The 16119-nt window shown below is 72.1% G+C and carries 16 protein-coding genes; 5 read left to right on the forward strand and 11 right to left on the reverse strand.

Features of this window, described 5'->3' with window-relative positions:
• The 3 genes from ACZ4W9_RS38405 to ACZ4W9_RS38415 all read right to left on the reverse strand — a co-directional run.
• Positions 1–380, reverse strand: a 380-nt coding sequence (locus ACZ4W9_RS38405) for a biotin carboxylase N-terminal domain-containing protein (RefSeq protein ID WP_467943895.1), incomplete at its 3' end; no start/stop codon positions are given.
• Positions 381–611: 231 nt separating this feature from the next.
• On the reverse strand, positions 612–2204 hold the full coding sequence (locus ACZ4W9_RS38410; RefSeq protein ID WP_467943872.1) for an acyl-CoA carboxylase subunit beta: 1593 nt from the start codon (positions 2202–2204) through the stop codon (positions 612–614).
• Between the two features lie 95 nt (positions 2205–2299).
• Positions 2300–3196 (reverse strand): MBL fold metallo-hydrolase, encoded by an 897-nt coding sequence (locus ACZ4W9_RS38415; RefSeq protein WP_467943873.1) that lies wholly within the window; start codon positions 3194–3196, stop codon positions 2300–2302.
• 322 nt (positions 3197–3518) lie between these two features.
• Here ACZ4W9_RS38415 and ACZ4W9_RS38420 point away from each other — a divergent pair, with 322 nt between their 5' ends.
• Positions 3519–4112 carry a response regulator transcription factor gene (locus tag ACZ4W9_RS38420; protein WP_467943896.1) on the forward strand — a complete coding sequence of 198 codons (594 nt, stop codon included), beginning with the start codon at positions 3519–3521 and terminating at the stop codon, positions 4110–4112.
• 87 nt (positions 4113–4199) lie between these two features.
• Here ACZ4W9_RS38420 and ACZ4W9_RS38425 read toward each other — a convergent pair whose 3' ends face one another.
• The 6 genes from ACZ4W9_RS38425 to ACZ4W9_RS38450 all read right to left on the reverse strand — a co-directional run bounded on the left by ACZ4W9_RS38425 (position 4200) and on the right by ACZ4W9_RS38450 (position 11381).
• Entirely contained in the window at positions 4200–5126 is a 927-nt protein-coding gene (locus tag ACZ4W9_RS38425; protein ID WP_467943874.1) for a sensor histidine kinase, read from the reverse strand.
• A gap of 574 nt (positions 5127–5700) precedes the next feature.
• Positions 5701–6609 carry an NmrA family NAD(P)-binding protein gene (locus ACZ4W9_RS38430; protein WP_467943875.1) on the reverse strand — a complete coding sequence of 303 codons (909 nt, stop codon included), beginning with the start codon at positions 6607–6609 and terminating at the stop codon, positions 5701–5703.
• A gap of 82 nt (positions 6610–6691) precedes the next feature.
• Positions 6692–7672, reverse strand: a complete 981-nt coding sequence (locus ACZ4W9_RS38435) for a quinone oxidoreductase family protein (protein ID WP_467943876.1) — start codon at positions 7670–7672, stop codon at positions 6692–6694.
• A 35-nt stretch (positions 7673–7707) separates the two neighbouring features.
• Positions 7708–9384, reverse strand: a complete 1677-nt coding sequence (locus ACZ4W9_RS38440) for a CocE/NonD family hydrolase (RefSeq protein ID WP_467943877.1) — start codon at positions 9382–9384, stop codon at positions 7708–7710.
• A gap of 27 nt (positions 9385–9411) precedes the next feature.
• Complete coding sequence (locus ACZ4W9_RS38445; RefSeq protein ID WP_467943878.1) at positions 9412–10890, reverse strand: MFS transporter; 1479 nt, start codon at positions 10888–10890, stop codon at positions 9412–9414.
• Between the two features lie 5 nt (positions 10891–10895).
• Complete coding sequence (locus ACZ4W9_RS38450; protein ID WP_467943879.1) at positions 10896–11381, reverse strand: MarR family winged helix-turn-helix transcriptional regulator; 486 nt, start codon at positions 11379–11381, stop codon at positions 10896–10898.
• 176 nt (positions 11382–11557) lie between these two features.
• On the opposite strand from ACZ4W9_RS38450, the gene ACZ4W9_RS38455 reads away from it, so the two are divergent.
• From ACZ4W9_RS38455 to ACZ4W9_RS38470, 4 genes are all read left to right on the forward strand, one after another.
• Positions 11558–12613 carry an LLM class flavin-dependent oxidoreductase gene (locus ACZ4W9_RS38455; RefSeq protein ID WP_467943880.1) on the forward strand — a complete coding sequence of 352 codons (1056 nt, stop codon included), beginning with the start codon at positions 11558–11560 and terminating at the stop codon, positions 12611–12613.
• Positions 12610–13569: a 3-hydroxyacyl-CoA dehydrogenase NAD-binding domain-containing protein gene (locus ACZ4W9_RS38460; RefSeq protein ID WP_467943881.1), complete on the forward strand. Its 960-nt coding sequence runs from the start codon at positions 12610–12612 to the stop codon at positions 13567–13569. Before ACZ4W9_RS38455 ends, ACZ4W9_RS38460 begins: the two co-directional genes overlap by 4 nt.
• Positions 13566–14069: a flavin reductase family protein gene (locus tag ACZ4W9_RS38465; protein WP_467943882.1), complete on the forward strand. Its 504-nt coding sequence runs from the start codon at positions 13566–13568 to the stop codon at positions 14067–14069. The genes ACZ4W9_RS38460 and ACZ4W9_RS38465 overlap by 4 nt, the downstream gene beginning before the upstream one ends.
• A gap of 131 nt (positions 14070–14200) precedes the next feature.
• A complete protein-coding gene (locus ACZ4W9_RS38470; RefSeq protein ID WP_467943883.1) occupies positions 14201–14668 on the forward strand; it encodes a hypothetical protein in 468 nt (155 codons plus the stop codon).
• A gap of 85 nt (positions 14669–14753) precedes the next feature.
• Here ACZ4W9_RS38470 and ACZ4W9_RS38475 read toward each other — a convergent pair whose 3' ends face one another.
• On the reverse strand, positions 14754–15716 hold the full coding sequence (locus ACZ4W9_RS38475; protein ID WP_467943897.1) for an asparaginase: 963 nt from the start codon (positions 15714–15716) through the stop codon (positions 14754–14756).
• On the reverse strand, positions 15704–16072 hold the full coding sequence (locus ACZ4W9_RS38480; protein WP_467943884.1) for a hypothetical protein: 369 nt from the start codon (positions 16070–16072) through the stop codon (positions 15704–15706). The genes ACZ4W9_RS38475 and ACZ4W9_RS38480 overlap by 13 nt, the downstream gene beginning before the upstream one ends.
• Positions 16073–16119: the final 47 nt, after the last annotated feature.

Genomic DNA, 16119 nt, shown 5'->3' on the forward strand with positions numbered 1-16119 from the left:
GCACCGGCGCGCTGGGCGATGTGGCGGGCGGCGACCTTGTCGCCGAGGTCGCGGATGGCCTGCGGGGGCGGGCCGATCCAGATCAGGCCCGCGTCGAGCACGGCCTGCGCGAACTCCGCGTTCTCCGACAGGAATCCGTAGCCCGGGTGGATCGCGTCCGCGCCCGAGTCCTTGGCGGCCCGCAAGACCTTCTCGATGTCCAGGTAGCTGGTGGCCGGGGTGTCACCGCCCAGGGCGAAGGCCTCGTCGGCCGCGCGGACATGGACGGCCGCCCGGTCCGGGTCGGCGTAGACGGCGACGCTCGTGATCCCGGCGTCCCGGCACGCCCGGGCCACGCGGACAGCGATTTCACCACGGTTGGCGATGAGCACCTTGCGCAGACTCACGTGTGACCTCTCACGACGAAGACGTCCGGGCGGGCCGCGCTGCGGCCGCCCAGGCGACGGCGGATCCATGGACGGGGTTGATACGGCACCGGGCGAGCGCGGGCCCCGGCGGGACGGCCCCGCCCCCGCGACCGCGGGAGACGGACCGCGGCAGGGCTGCCGGAGCGGCCGGTTCCTCGATGCCGGGGGTGCCGTGCGCCACCACGACGAGCGGCCGGCCGGCCCTCACTGGGGCTGGTTCCCGTGCTTGCGGGTGGGCAGCGGGGCGTGCTTGTGGCGCAGCGTCGCCAGCGCGTCGATCAGCCGGGAACGCGTCTCGGCCGGGTCGATCACGTCGTCGACCAGACCGCGCTCGGCGGCGTAGTAGGGGTGCATGAGCTGGGTGCGGTACTCCTCGATCCGCTCCCGGCGCGTCGCCTCGGGGTCGTCGGACGCCGCGATCTCCTTGCGGAAGACGACGCCCGCCGCCCCCTCCGCGCCCATGACGGCGATCTCGTTGGTGGGCCAGGCCAGCGCCAGGTCGGTGCCGATGGAGCGGGAGTCCATCACGATGTACGCCCCGCCGTAGGCCTTGCGCAGGGTCAGCGAGATCCTCGGCACGGTCGCGTTGCAGTACGCGTACAGCAGTTTCGCGCCGTGCCGGATGATCCCGCCGTGTTCCTGGTCGACGCCCGGCAGGAAGCCGGGGACGTCGACGAGGGTGACCAGCGGGATGTTGAACGCGTCGCAGGTCTGCACGAACCGCGCCGCCTTCTCCGACGCCTCGATGTCCAGGACGCCCGCCAGCGCGGCGGGCTGGTTGGCGACGATGCCGACCACCTCGCCGGCCAGGCGCGCGAACGCGCAGATGACGTTGGTGGCCCAGGTCTCGTGGACCTCGAAGTACTCGCCGTGGTCGACGATCTCGCCGATGACCCGCTTCATGTCGTAGGCCCGGCCGGAGTCGGCGGGCACCAGGTCGTACAGCGCCTCGTTGGTGCGGTCGGCGGGGTCGTCGGCCGGCTCGGCGGGCGGGCGCTCCCGGTTGTTGGCGGGCAGCATCGCGAGCAGGTGCCGGACGTCCTCCAGGCAGCTCCGCTCGTCGTCGTAGGCGAAGTGCGCGACACCGGAGAGCGTGGCGTGCGCGTCGGCGCCGCCGAGCGCGTCCTGGGTGATCTGCTCGCCGGTGACGGCCTGTACCACGTCGGGGCCGGTGATGAACATCTGCGAGGTGCCGCGCACCATGAACACGAAGTCGGTGAGCGCCGGGGAGTACGCGGCGCCGCCCGCGCACGGTCCCAGGATCACCGAGATCTGCGGGATGACCCCGGAGTTGCGGACATTGCGCTGGAAGATGCCGCCGTAGCCGGCCAGCGCGGTCACGCCCTCCTGGATGCGGGCGCCCGCGCCGTCGCACAGGCCGACGAGGGGTGCCCCGGCCTTCTCGGCCAGGTCCATGATCTTGTGGATCTTCTCGGCGTGGGCCTCGCCGAGCGCGCCGCCGAAGATGCGGAAGTCGTGGGCGTACGCGAAGACGGTGCGGCCGTGCACCGTCCCCCAGCCGGTGACGACCCCGTCGGTGTACGGTCGCTTCGCCTCCAGTCCGAACCCGGTGGCCCGGTGCCGGCGCATCCCCTCGACCTCGGTGTACACCCCCTCGTCGAAGAGGAGTGCCAGTCGCTCGCGCGCGGTCAGTTTGCCCTTGGCGTGCTGCGCCGCGGTGGCCGCCTCGCCCGGCCCGAGGCGCACGGCTTCGCGGACCTGGGCGAGTTCGGCCGTGCGGGCGCTCAGGGATGAGAGGTGGGCCGTCGACAACGGCCGCTCTTCAACGGTGCTCATGTGCCGCCCCCTTCTGGAAGGTTGTGCAAGCGTCTTGCCGGACAAAACTGTGCCGGGCGGCTCGAGCCGTCCTGGAAACCGTCTGGAAGCCGGGGTCAGGCGTGGCAGGCGGGCAGGCCGCCGTTGAACTCCACCATCTCCGCGAACAGCGCCGGCATGTCCACGGGGCAGCCGCGCTCGGCCCCGCGCTCCTCGAGATAGGCGCGGTGCAGGTTCGGGACGATCCGCTCGGCGTCCAGCAGCTCGCCGTAGGCGCCGAGTTCGGCCTCGCGGGCCACGTCCAGGACGGTGGCTCCGGCCGCGACGCCCTCCTTCGCCAGCCGCTGGAGCAGCAGCAGGTACCCCTCGGTGGTGTCCAGCAGCCCGTCGCCGGCCACCGGCCCGTGCCCGGCCACCACCACGCGGGGCCGCAGTTCGCGCAGCGCCCGCACGGCGTCGAGCGAGCCGGCCACCGAGCCCATCGGGCAGAACGGCGTCGCTCCCGACATCACGATGTCCCCGGTGAACAGGACGCGCGGCCCGGGCAGCCACACCACGACGTCACTGCCGGTGTGGGCGGGGCCGAGGTGCAGCAGCCGGACCTCCGTGCCGCCCACATGGACGGTGAGCCGGTCCTCGAACGTCACCTGGGGCGGGCGCAGTTCCAGATCGCCCCAGCACACCTCCGGCCACAGCGACGTCAGATGCATCCCGACCTGGGTCACTTCCGTCCGGGTGCCGCGGTGCCCGACGACGGCGGCCTCGGGGAAGAGGTAGTTGCCGAAGGTGTGGTCGCCGTGCGAGTGGGTGTTGACCAGCAGCCGGGGCAGGGCGGGGCTGACACTCTTGACGGCCTCGCGCAGCGCCAGGGCCCGGCGCTCGGTGGCGGCGGTGTCGACCAGCAGGGCCTCCCCCTCCGCCACGACGAGACCGGCGTTGTTCAGGCACCAGCCACCGTCCGGCTGGACGTAGGCGTAGACGTCGTCGGCGATTTCCGTCAGATGGGGCGGCATGCTCTCTCCTCGGTGGGTCGTTCCGCTCTCGCCACGACCCTGCCGCCTATGGCTCGAGGCCCACCGGCAGTCCCGCTCAAGCGCCTGCTCGCCGCGGCCGGCCGCCCGCTCCGCACAGTCGCCACGAGCACGCCTGGAGCACGTCCCCGGCACCCGTCGAGCACACTGGGAGCAGACGGCGCGGGCTCTGCGCGCTCGGCGACGCAAACCTCACATACCGTCAGAAACCGTTTACCCGGTGGGAACGAGCGCTGTGTATGATCAAGTCACTCAGGGGCCTCGCCGACTGCCCTGAGGTGGGGGGCGGGACGTGATACGAGTCATGTTGGCCGAGGACATGGAGATGATCCGTGGAGCCCTCGTGGCCCTGCTGGCGGGCGAGCGCGGCATCAAGGTCGTGGCGGAGGTGGGGCGGGGGGACGCCGTCGTGCCGACGGCGCTGGAGCACCGCCCCGACGTCCTCGTGGTGGACATCGACCTGCCGGGGCTGGACGGGCTGAGCGCCGCCGCGGCCCTGCACGAGCAGTTACCGCAATGCCGCACACTGGTCCTGACGGCGCTGGGCCGGCCCGGGGCCCTGCAACGCGCGATGGCCGCCGGCGTCAGCGGTTATCTGCTCAAGGAAGCGCCCCCGCAGGAACTGGCCACGGCCATCCGGCGGATCGCCGCGGGCGGCCGGGTCATCGATCCCGAACTCGCGCTGGCGTCCTGGGAGAGCGACGTGAGCCCGCTGACCCCGCGCGAGACGGACGTGCTGCGCCAGGCCGCCGCCGGCGCCGATCCCGCGGAGATAGCCCGCCGCATGCACCTGTCGACCGGGACCGTCCGCAATTACCTCACGTCCTCGGTCACCAAACTGCACGCGCGCAACCGGCTCGACGCCGTGCGCATCGCCGAGCAGGCGGGCTGGCTGTAGCCCACGACGGCGAAAGCCCCGCCGGGGCCCGGCGGACCGGGCACCTCGGCAAGGCTTCGGGATACGCGCGGGCTCGGCCGGCACACCTCAGGTCGCCGCATACGTTCCGTACGACGTGACGGCCTCCGGAGCGCAGGCGGTCAGGTGGAACCAACCCCCCTCGTGCGTCCAGGTCAGTGTGCCGTCGAACGCGGTGAGCCGGGACGACAGACTCGCCAGGCCCGTACCCAGCGGTTCGGCGCCCTCGAGCTCACCCTCGTAGCCGTCGTTGGAGAGTCTCAGCATGACCGTGCCGTCGTGGGTGCTCAGCGTGATCCGGCAGAGGCCGGCCCTGCTGTGGCGCAGGATGTTGGTCGCGCCCTCGCGCAGCACGAGGGAGAGCGCCGCGCCCAGCGCCGGGTCGCGCACCTCCGAGGCGTCGCCGCAGACCATGGTGTCCACGCCGGCCGCCGCCAGCACCCGGCGGACGGAGGCGAGTTCGACGCCGAGGGACAGCTGCCGCGCGGCCGAGGAGAAGGAGCGCATCTCGGCGAGCGTCCTGCGGGACAGTGCCAGCAGCTCGGCCACCTCTTCCCTGACCCGCGCGTCGTTCTGCGCCAGATACCGGTCGACGAGTTCCGCCTTGACCGTGATGGCGGACAGGCTGTAGCCGAGCACGTCGTGCACGTCGCGCCGCAGCCGGCGGCTTTCGCGCAGGGTCCGTTTTCGTTCCTCCACGATTCTGCGCTGCTGGGCCCAGAGCATCTCCCGGATCCGGCGCCGGCAGTCGAGCGCCACCACCGACACCACCAGGGCCAGCACGGGATAGCTCAGCACGCCCGGCATGAGCACCAGCAGCGGGGTCACCGCCAGCACGGGCAGCAGGGTCAGGGGGGCGCACTGGCGGCGCGGCCTGCAGGTCGAGGCATCCACGTCCAACAGGGCCGGCAGGCCCGCGTACACCAGCACGGTCAGCAGGGCGACCAGGCCCCGCAGCACCCCGTGGCCGTCCCACAGGGGTGCGTCGGCCACCATGACCGCTCCCCCGGCCGGTACCGCCACGATCACCACCGGAGCCAGGTGTCTCGCGCATTTCCTGCGCGCGATGTGAGAGATCACGTGGCACTGCCTAATACGGCTCGGGCGGGGAGGCCGTTACAGGTCACGACGCTGGGGGGCAGTCCCGGTGTACAGGTGGTCAAACCGTAGAGATCATGCATAACCATCCGGACCTCCTGTATTTTTTGTAGAGGGCAGGTCACGAAATTACAAACCGGTCTCGCGGTTCGTCAACGGTTACCTGTCCTCGCCCCGCAGCCCAGGGCACCACCTTTCGAAGACGTCAGGGGAAATGTCGGCTCACTTATCGGGCGAAAGGTCCGCCGGATCGCCGAGCGCGATGAGGGGAGACGCACCCCTTATGGAACCGACTCGCCGGTTTGTTTGCAGGGCTGTGTCCTCTCCGTGCGGGACATGAGCGCAAGAACCCGGGGCGGCGGCAAGCCGCGGCGGTGAGCGGGGGATTCTCACCGCCGCGGCATGCCACCGCCCCGGGTGACCGCCGGCACGGCGAGCGCCGCACCGGTCACCGTGCCGGCGGTGTCTGGGGTCACGCCTTGGGCGCGGCCTTGCGGACGAAGTCCTCCAGCGAACCGGGCTTCACCTGCGGGTACTTGGCGTTGTCCAGGCTGTCGAACTTGCCCTTGCCCGTGACCATGCACCACTGGTACTGCAGACCCACGTACTCGAACGGGTTCTGGGTGGCGCCGGCCTGGCGGGTGATCTCGGCACGCAGTTCGTCGGCGGTGCCGAGGTTCTTCAGGGTGAGGCTGCGGCCGGTGGCCCGCTCCAGGGTCTGGTGGAACTCGCGCATCGACAGCACCTCACCGGCGAACCGCTGGGTGCCCTTGGCCTGCGGGTCGAGGGCGACCGCGGCGGTGAAGGCGGCGGTGTCGGGGACCGAGGTCATGTCCAGCGGCTGGTCGGCATCGCCCCAGTGGGAGACGGTGCCCGCCTCCCAGTCGACGATCCCCATGAAGCCGATCATGACCTCGTAGAACGCGCCGTTGAGCACGGAGATCACGTCGAGGCTGGTGGCGCCGTACGCGGCCGCGGCCTGCCGGCGCCAGCCGATCATGACATTGTCGCTGTCGTCCAGCTTGGTGATGTCGATGGCGAAGTCGGACGGGATGAAGCGGCGGGCACCGGCCTGCTCGGCCGCGCGCACCAGGTTCACCTGCCCGTCCACGATCAGGTCCGGACCGCCCTGGATGGCCGAGACGACGGTGGTGGCGTCGCCGATCGCGGCCGCCAGCTTGTCCGCCGGGTCGGTGATGTCACCCTCGACGAGTTCCAGGCCGCGGGCCTCCAGGGCCGTGAGGGCGGCCTTCTTGTCGCCGTCGGTACCCGGCCGCACCAGTGCGCGGACGGAGGCACCCTGGTCGAGCAGGTTGCCGACGATCTGGCCGCCCAGCAGGCCGGTGGCGCCGGCCACGAAGATCTTGGATGCGGTGGTCATGGTGTTGTCGTTCTCCTCGGTAAGACCCGGGCCTCGGACGGCCCGGACGATTGTGCGCAAGGCGCGTGCCGCGGGGTGTGGTTCACGGGATGAGCAGGGTCTTGCCGATGGTGCTGCGCGCCTCCACGGCGGCATGCGCCTCGGCCGCCCGCTCCAGCGGGTAGCTCTGGCCGACGACCGGCCTGATCTCGCCGGCGACCGCCAGGTCCAGGACGTCGGTGACCAGTTCGCGGGCGTAGGCGGGCCGGTTCCAGATGAGGCCCGCGCTGAAGCCGGTCAGGGTCAGGCCGCGGCCGAACAGCTCCATGGGCTTGACGTCGAGCGGCTGTCCGCTGGAGAAGCCGAACACGATCTGGCGGCCGGCGCCCGGGGCGAGCAGCGAGAACGAGTCGCGTCCGAGCTCGCCGCCGATGTGGTCGTAGACGACCTCGACGGCACCCTGGGCGGCCTGGCGCACCTGGTCGGTCCAGCCGGGCAGCGAGTAGTCGCTGACGTGGTCGGCGCCCAGCTCCTTGACGAGGCCCAGCTTGGCGGCGCCGCGGGCGGTGCCGATCACCGTCGCGCCGGCCCGCTTGAGCAGCTGGACGAGGATCGTGCCGACGGCGCCGGCGGCGGCCTGGACCAGGACCCGGTCGCCCGCGGTGACACGCGCGGCGTCGATCAGGCCGCGGGCGGTGGCTCCGTAGCGGTAGAGCGCCACGGCGTCGCGGAAGTCCAGCCCGTCGGGCACCGGGACGAGCCCTTCGGCGGGCGCGGTGGCCAGTTCGGCGTAGCCGCCGGTGCCGCCGGTGGTGGCGAGCACCCGGCTGCCGAGGAGCGCCGTGTCGACGCCTGGCCCGGTCTCGATCACCTCGCCCGCGATCTCCTTGCCGAGGATCACGGGCAGGGGCGCGCCGCCCAGGGCCCCGCGCATCATGCCGGAGCGGACCTGGGTTTCCAGGAACTGGATGCCGACGGCGGCCACCCGGATCGTCACCTCGCCCGGGGCGGGGCGCGGATCCGGGACATCGGCGACGGTCAGCTGGTCCGGGGGACCGAAATCTTTCAGCAGGACGGCACGCACCTGTCCTCACTCCTTCATGGTGGATCGTGTACGGATTACTCGTCCGCGACGACCGGGACGAGCAGATGGCTGTCGAACCGGCCGCCGGTACGGATGACGTGGTCGCCGGCGTTGCGGGTGACGCGGTGACCGGGCAGCACACCGGTGACCACATCGCCCGCCTGGACCACGAGTTCGAGGCTCTCGCCCGGCTCGAACAGCGTCGAGGAGGGCCAGATCTCGATGTCGAGGGCGACCGGGACCCCGGGCTGGAGAAGCTCCTCGCGGTCGTGCCGGTGCCAGGGCTGCCACGGGGTGGAGCGCTGCTCGTCCAGGGCCCGGTGGCTGGCCCGGAGCCAGCCGAGGGCGACGGGGCCGTTGTCGTAGAGCGCGAAGAACGGGAACGGCACCTCGCGGCCGGCGGCGTCCCTCTTGCGCAGCGCGACGAAGACATCGGCGTCGTCGGAGCCCCGGGCCTCCAGCCACAGCCGCAGCTTGGCGTGGCCGGTGAGCCGGGTGCGCTCGGTGAACTCGTGCCTGAAGCGCGTCCCGCCGGCCCCGTCGCCGTCCTGGACCGGGTAGCTCACCTCGGCCTCGGCCAGCGGCGGCTTGTCGGCGAGAGTGCCCCGGGCCGCGTCCAGGTGCAGCGGCACGTACTCGGTGCGGGCGATGGGCCACTCCCGCTCCTCGGTGACATAGCCGACGCCGGCCCGCTCGCGCACCTCGGTGAGCACCTTCGGCCGTTCCGTCCAGCCGTTGTCCTCGCCCTTCAACGCCCAGTCGAAGAACTGGAGCTGGCTGGCGAGGTTCTCGGGCCGGTAGTAGTACTCCCAGGTCTTGCGGCCGTGCACCTCCAGCCACTTGTCGGCCGAGGAGATGCGCTTGAAGCCCTCCAGGGTGCCGCGGCCGTGCAGGCCCTGGTTGGACCAGCTGGCCACCACGTACGCGGGTACCTCGACGTTCTCCAGGACCGCCCGCTTCGCGTCCCAGTAGGCGTCGTCGAAGGGGTGCTCGGCGGCGAGGCGTTCCAGGTCCTCGACGCGGGTGGAGGAGTAGCCGAGGCTGTGCCGGGCGAACACCTCCATGAAGCCGGTCTCCGGGATGCCGCCGTGGTAGGCGATGTCCCGGTAGAAGTCGGTCAGGCCCTCCCACGGGTTGATGGCGGCCAGGTGCGGCGGCCGGGTGGCGGCCACCCGCCACTGGGCGATGCTCAGGTAGGAGACACCGGACAGGCCGACCTTGCCGTTGGACCAGTCGCGGGTGCCGGCCCACTCGATCGCGTCGTGGAAGTCCTGGGCCTCCTGCTCGGAGGCGAGGGTGTAGTCGCCGGGGGTGCTCCAGGTGCCGCGCGGGTCGACGTAGACGACCGCGTAGCCGTGGCGGCACCAGTACAGCGGGTCCGGGGCCTCGATCGCCGCGTACTCGGAGACCCAGGACGGGTCGACGCCGCTGGCGGCGCTGCGGCTCGGGGCGGTGCTGCGGCCGCCGTGCTTGCCGTAGGGGCCCCAGGAGATCAGCACGGGCAGTGGCGCGGCGCCGGGATCGGCGGGCCGGTGCACGTCGGCGTACAGGACGCTGCCGTCGCGGACCGGGATCTCGACGTCACGGTCGATGCGCATCCCGTCGACGACGCGCGATCCCGGCGCGAAACCCGGGTAGTTGCCGTCGGCGAGCGGGTTGGGCTCACGGAAGTGCAGGTGCGGATAGGTCAGTTCGGGCTTGTCGGTGCTCACGAGGTCTCCTTGTAGATAAGTCGGCCGTCAGGAGCGGTTCTTGGCGATGCGGGGCAGGACGAGTGCCGACGCCGCGCCGAGGACCACGAAGGCCGCGGCCACCAGGAAGGCCAGGCCGTAGCCGGAGACCAGGTTGTCGGGGGTGGGCTGAGCGTCACCGGAGAGCGACTGGATACGGCTCGTCGCGATGGTGGTGAGGATGGCGAGGCCGAGGGCGCCGCCGATCTGGCGTGAGGTGTTGAGCAGCCCGGAGACCACTCCCGCGTCGGCCGGCGCGACCCCTGAGGTGGCGGCCGCGGCGACGGGGGTGAAGACCAGGCCGACACCGAGCGCCATCAGCATGCCGGGCAGCACGACCATCAGGACGAAGTCGCTGTGCGGGCCGAGCTGGGCCTGCCAGACGAAGCCGGCGAGCGCGCTGAGCGCACCGGCCAGGATGAGCGGGCGGGTGCCCGTCCTGGAGATGATCCGGGAGCTGAGCCGCGCGCCGACCATCACCATCACCGTGTGCGGCAGGAAGGCGAGTCCGGCCTGTACGGGGCTGAAGCCGCGCACGTTCTGCACGTACAGCGAGACGAAGTACCACATCGACAGGAACGCGGCGTTCATCAGGAGTCCCACCAGATTGCCGCCGGCCACCGAGCGGGCGCGCAGCAGGCCGAGCCGGATCAGCGGGACCTTGGCGACGCGCTCCTCGACGAAGCAGAACAGGGCGAGCAGCAGGACGCCGACGATGAGCGGCGGCAGCACGTGCGGGGAGGTCCAGCCGTACGACGCGGTGTTGACGATGCCGTAGACGAGGGCGAGGAGGGCCAGGGTCACGGTGGCGGCGCCCAGGACGTCGAGGCGGCGCGGGCCCTCGCTGCGCCGGTGGTCGAGGTAGCGCACGCAGGCAGCGATGAGCGCGATGCCGATGGGGATGTTGACCAGGAGGATCCAGCGCCAGGACAGATAGCCGGTGAGCAGTCCGCCGGCGATGGAGCCGACCGCGCCGGCGCCGCCCGCCACCGCGCTCCAGAGGCCCAGCGCGGAGGCCCGTCTGGGTCCCTCGGGGAAGGTGGTGGTGAGCAGGGCCAGGGTGATCGGCGACAGGAAGGCGGCGCCGATGCCCTGCACGACGCGGGCGAAGATCAGGACGCCGGGGCTGTCCGCGAGGCCGCCGACGAGGCTCGCCGCGGTGAACACGGCGATGCCGGCTATGTAGACGCGCTTGCGGCCGAGCAGGTCGCCGGCCCGGCCGCCGAGCATGAGGAAACCGGCGAAGGCGAGGGTGTAGGCGTTCACGACCCATTGCAGGCCGGTGTCGCTGAAGCCGAGGCCGGTCTGGATGGACGGTAACGCGACGTTCACGATGGAGACGTCGAGCAGGACCATGAACTGGCCGAGGCAGGCGAGGGTGACGATCACCCAGGGTGGTGCGGTGCGGTCGCGGGACCGCCGGGTGTCGGGGGACGGAGTGGTCGTGTCGCCGCCACTGGTGCCGTCCTGGGTCCCTAAGCGGGTCACGGCCCCTATCCCTTCTTCTCGATCGCTTCGGCGAAGGCCGCCAGCTGGGTGGCCAGGCTCTTGATGTCGGCGGTGCTCCAGTCCTCCATCAGCTCGGCCACGATGGCGGCCCGCGCCTGCCAGAGCTTGCGGACGGCGAGCTTGCCGGACCGGCTGACAGTGACCAACTGGGCGCGGGCGTCCGCCGGGTCGGGCTCGCGGACGATGAACCCGCGGGCCTCCAGCCGCTTGGCGGGCGGGGTGAGCGTGGACTTGTCGACCTCCATGAGGTCCGCCAGGACCGACAGCCGCACGGGTGCGTGCTGGGAGATCTGGGCGAGCAGCGTGTAGTCCCCCAGCGACAGCTCGAGGCCCGAGGCCGCCATGATGCGGCGCCGCGCCGCCGTGGAGAACATCCAGTTCCCCACCACGGCGAGGGCCGACGCCACCTCACCGGACGCCTCGCGCTGTGCGTCCGGTCCGTCCGGTGGATTGGCTGACGTGCGTCCCATGTCCGACACCACGATCCCGCTCGATTGGTTGTGTCAAACCAACTATTACCCGGTGGCCCGGTCTCTGGCAAGTACGTTCCTCCTCGATCCGGCCTCCAGCCGACTGCGAGCCCCGCTTGCGAGCGTCGCCGTACTGCAGCCGACATCAGCCCGCGAGGTGCACAGTGGAATTCGGAGTGACCTTCTTCCCGACCGTGGGTCCCGCCGACAAGGACGGCGCGACCTACTACGACGAGGCGCTGTCCGTCGCCGAGCACGCCGACGCGCTCGGCTTCCAGCACGTGAAGATCGTCGAGCACTATTTCTTCCGGTACGGCGGCTACAGCCCCGACCCGGTCACCTTCCTGGCCGCCGCGGCCGCCCGCACCCGCCGCATCCGGCTGATCACCGGCACCGTGCTGCCCGCGTTCACCCACCCCGTCAAGCTCGCGGGCAAGCTGGCCATGCTGGACAACCTCTCGCACGGCCGGCTGGAGGTGGGCTTCGGCCGGGCCTTCCTGCCCGACGAGTTCGCGGCCTTCGGTGTGTCCATCGACGACAGCCGCGCCCTGTTCGAGGAGAACGTGGAGGCGATCCGCCGCCTGTGGACCGAGGAGGACGTGGTCTGGGAGGGCCGCTTCCACAAGTTCGGCCCCGTCACCCTTCAGCCCCGCCCGGTGCAGCGGCCGCACCCGCCGACCCATGTCGCCACCGCCATGAGCCTCGAGTCCTGCGAGTCCGCGGGGCGCGCCGGCCACCACCTGCTGCTCGTGCCCGCGACCTCGTCCGTCGAGAAGGCCCAGGAGATGCTCGGCGCCTACCGCGCCGCGCGTGCCGCGGCGGGCCACGAGGGACCGGGCCGCGTGCAGTTCAGCTACCCCACCTATGTCGCCGAGGACGGCGACGAGGCGCGCCGTCTGGCCCGCAAGGACGACGAGGAGTACAACCGGCGGATGGCCGAGGCCGTCTCCGCGTGGGGGCGCGTCTCCAGCAGCGCCTACCCGGGCTACGACAGGATCCTCGAGGCCACCCGGACCTACGACTTCGACAAGAAGCTGGAGGCGGACAAGCTGCTGGCCGGGTCGCCGGCCGAGGTCCGCGCCCAGGTGGAGCGCATCCAGGGCTGGTTCGGGCCGGACGTCACCCTCAGCCTGACCATCCACTCCGGACTGCTGCCCGTGGAGGTCGCCAAGCGTTCGACGGAGCTGTTCGCGCGGCAGGTGGCGCCGCACTTCGCCACGCCGGCGCGATGACCGGGACCGTACGCACCGTCACCGTGGTCGGCGCGGGCACCATCGGCCTGGCCTGGACCACGCTGTTCCTCGCGCACGGCCTCGACGTACGGCTGAGCACCCGCAGGACCGACGCCGAGCGGGCGGCGCGCGAGGCGGTGGAGCTGTTCGCCCCGTCGCTGCCCTCGCCGCCCGCCGATCCGGCCCGGCTGCTGGACCAGCTCACGATCGAGCCGGAGGTGGCCAAGGCGGTCGCCGGCACCGATCTCGTGCAGGAGAACGTCCGCGAGCAACTCAGCCTGAAACAGGAGCTGTTCGCGGAGGCGGAGCGGGCCGCTCCGGGCCACGTCCTGCTGCTGTCGTCGTCCTCGTCGCTGTCCGCGGACGCGCTGGGGGCCACCATGGAGGACCCCTCCGGGCTGCTGGTCGGCCACCCCTTCAACCCGGCGCATCTGATGCCGCTGGTGGAGCTGGTCCCGGGCACCCGCACCCGGCCCGACGCCGTCGAGCGGGCGGCCGCGTTCTACCGGTCCCTGGGCAAGGTGCCGGTCGCGCTGCGCCGCCCCATGGCCGGCACCCCCGCGAACCGGCTGCAGTCGGCCCTGTTCCGGGAGGCCGTGCACCTGGTGTCCGAGGGGTACCTCACGGCCGAGGAGGTCGACGCCGTGGTGACCGGCTCGATCGGACTGCGCTGGGGGGCGGTCGGGCCGTTCCAGGCGTTCCATCTCGGCGGCGGTCCCGGGGGCCTGCGGCGGATGCTGAGCGCCGTCGGGGACCGGATGGCCGCCGAGTGGGAGCACCTGGGCACACCCGGGCTCACCGACGACACCGTGCGGACGCTGGCCGCGCAGACCGAGCAGGCGTACGGACAGGGTGCCGACGCCTACCGGCGGCTGGCCGCCGCGCGGGACATACGCCAAGGAGCCGTGCTCGCCGCGCTGCGGGCCGGCGAGGGCACCGGGAGGGCCGATCCATGACCGGTGGCATCACCGATACGGTGCGGGGCGTCGACGCCGACAGCTTCCGGGCGGCCCTGGCCCGGTTCGCCAGCGGAGTGGTCGTGGTCACCGCGCGCGACGCGCTCGGGACGCCGCACGGCTTCACCGCGAGCTCGTTCTGCTCGGTGTCACTGCGGCCGCCGCTCGTGCTCGTCTGTCTGGCCGAGACCGCCACGTCGTACGACACGTTCACCCGGGCCACCGACTGCGGGATCAGCATCCTCGCCCACGACCAGACGGGCGTCGCACGACGGTTCGCCACCCGGGGCGCCGACAAGTTCACGGACGGCGCCTTCGAGACGCTGCCCAACGGCACACCGGCGGTGCGCGGCGCGCTGGCCACGCTCGCCTGCCGGATCCGGCAGCGGCACACCGCGGGCGACCACATGATCCTCGTCGCGGAGGTCACCCACACCGGGGAGGGCGAGGGGCACCCGATGCTCTACTTCGGCGGCGCCTTCCGCGAACTGGCTCCCTGACGGCGCGTCACACGTCCTGCGAGCAGCTCTCGATCGCCGCTCTAGGACAAGAACACAGACTCCTTTCCGCACCACCTCAGCAGTCCCACGCATCACCTCACCATCAACACCTCATCTGGGAGAGGCACTTCATGCGCAGCATCGCCACCCGCGCCGGCGTCGTCGCCGCCACCGCCGTACTCGCCCTGACGGGCCTGGGCGCCGCCACCGCGTCCGCCACCACCACCGCCGACGCCCCGATCGCCGCCGACACGACGTACGCCAGCCTGGCCGGCGAGTGGCAGGGCTCCGGCACCGCCGGCCCCAACCCCGTCCAGCCGCACTTCTTCTTCTACGGCAACGGCACCCTGAAGATGATCCCGGAGGACAACGCCTACCTCGCCACCGGCACCTGGAAGCAGAGCGGCTCCACGTTCACCTTCCACCTGGAGCACCCGATCTACGACTCCACCGGCGCCGTCGTCTCCTACATCAAGGCGGACCAGACCGGCACCATCAGCGGCAGCACCTGGTCCTCGACCGGCACGTCGGGCCGCTACGACACCCAGGGCAACCTCCTCGAGACGTTCACCGTCACCCTGACGGCCAACCGCCTCTGATCCCCGCCCGGCGAAGACCCCCTGCCACCTCGGCACGGGGGTCTTCGCTGCGTTCGGCCCCGTCCGCCAGGAATGAGCACGCGGATCAGAACGCCGCGCGAACCTCCCCCACTTCCCTGCCGCCGCCCAGGACCGGCGTCCGGCCGACCCGGTCCACGACCGGTGCCGTCACGCCGAGGAGGCGCAGGGCGCGGGCGAGGACCGGGCCGAGGGTTCGGGTGCCGCCGTCGTCGATCTTGAGGGCGAGGGCACGGCCGTCGGGCAGCGCGACGGCCTGGACGGCTTCCGCGCCCACCTTGGACAAGGCGCCCGGGACCTCCCGCATGAGCCAGGTGTCGTGGCGGCGGGTGCCCGCGACGTACTCGGGGTGGGCGCGCATGGCGTCGGCGACGCGCCGTTCCGGGCTGCCGGGGGCGGCGCGGGCGACGGCGCGGAAGGCGCGGGCGAGTCCTGTGAGACTGATCGCCGGCAGGGGCGCCCCGCAGCCGTCCACCCCGACGGCGGCCACCGGCTCTCCGGCCGTCTCCTCGACCACCGTGCGGATGATCCGCTGGAGCGGATGGCCGGGATCGAGATAGGACTCCAGCGGCCAGCGCCTGAGGGCGGCGGCCGCGAGCATCCCCGCGTGTTTGCCGGAGCAGTTCATGGCCACGCGGTCGGGCCGGCCGCCCGCCGCCAGCCATGCCTCCTGCTCCCGCTGGTCCAGCGGGAGGGAGGGCGGGCACCGCAGGTGTTCCGGGGTCAGCCGGTGCTCGTCCAGCATCTTCCGCACCAGGTCGCGGTGGAAGGGTTCCCCGGAGTGACTCCCCGCCGTCAGGGCGAGCCGCTCCCCCGCGAGGTCGAGGCCGGCCCGCAGGATGCCCGCCGCCTGCATCGGCTTGTTGGCGGAGCGCGGGAAGACCGGGGACGTCACGTCGCCGAGCGCCCGTTCCACCGAGCCGTCCGCACCGAGCAGCACCAGGCTCCCACGGTGCCGCCCCTCGACGAACCCGGAGCGGACGACCTCGGCGAGGACCGGATTGCCGGCGGATCCGCTCAGCAGAACCAGCCGTTCTGGACGAAGCCGCGGGCGTTGACGTTGCCGTAGGCGAAGCCGTAGACCCACTCGCTGCCGAACTCGCCGTCCACGCCCTCGACGGTGAACGTCTGGGACCGGTGCAGTTGGTTGAAGGCCGGGCCGCCCCGCGAACTGCGCACGTCCAGGTCCTGGGCACAGACGGTCAGCCGGGTGCCGATGTCCTTCGCCATGGCGTACCGGTAGGGACCGGCGGCCTGGGCCGGGGCCGCCACCGTCAGCAGCAGCCCGGCGATCGCGGCCGTCAGACCGGCCAGGAGGCCGGACCGGGCGGGGGCCGTCCGGCGGCGGTGTGCGGCGGCGCTGTCCGGAGCGGAGGTCGAGGCCATCGTCGTTCCATTCTTCGCGAGGGAGCCGCTGTGCGGCCGGATGGCAC

The sequence above is a fragment of the Streptomyces sp. NPDC029296 genome (genome assembly GCF_055569255.1).

Excerpts from the sequence above, each read along its gene's own strand:
- ACZ4W9_RS38410 (WP_467943872.1), bottom strand. The coding sequence starts at position 2,204 with ATGAGCACCGTTGAAGAGCGGCCGTTGTCGACGGCCCACCTCTCATCC.
- ACZ4W9_RS38415 (WP_467943873.1), bottom strand. The coding sequence starts at position 3,196 with ATGCCGCCCCATCTGACGGAAATCGCCGACGACGTCTACGCCTACGTC.
- ACZ4W9_RS38420 (WP_467943896.1), top strand. The coding sequence starts at position 3,519 with ATGTTGGCCGAGGACATGGAGATGATCCGTGGAGCCCTCGTGGCCCTG.
- ACZ4W9_RS38425 (WP_467943874.1), bottom strand. The coding sequence starts at position 5,126 with ATGGTGGCCGACGCACCCCTGTGGGACGGCCACGGGGTGCTGCGGGGC.
- ACZ4W9_RS38430 (WP_467943875.1), bottom strand. The coding sequence starts at position 6,609 with ATGACCACCGCATCCAAGATCTTCGTGGCCGGCGCCACCGGCCTGCTG.
- ACZ4W9_RS38450 (WP_467943879.1), bottom strand. The coding sequence starts at position 11,381 with ATGGGACGCACGTCAGCCAATCCACCGGACGGACCGGACGCACAGCGC.
- ACZ4W9_RS38460 (WP_467943881.1), top strand. The coding sequence starts at position 12,610 with ATGACCGGGACCGTACGCACCGTCACCGTGGTCGGCGCGGGCACCATC.
- ACZ4W9_RS38465 (WP_467943882.1), top strand. The coding sequence starts at position 13,566 with ATGACCGGTGGCATCACCGATACGGTGCGGGGCGTCGACGCCGACAGC.
- ACZ4W9_RS38470 (WP_467943883.1), top strand. The coding sequence starts at position 14,201 with ATGCGCAGCATCGCCACCCGCGCCGGCGTCGTCGCCGCCACCGCCGTA.
- ACZ4W9_RS38480 (WP_467943884.1), bottom strand. The coding sequence starts at position 16,072 with ATGGCCTCGACCTCCGCTCCGGACAGCGCCGCCGCACACCGCCGCCGG.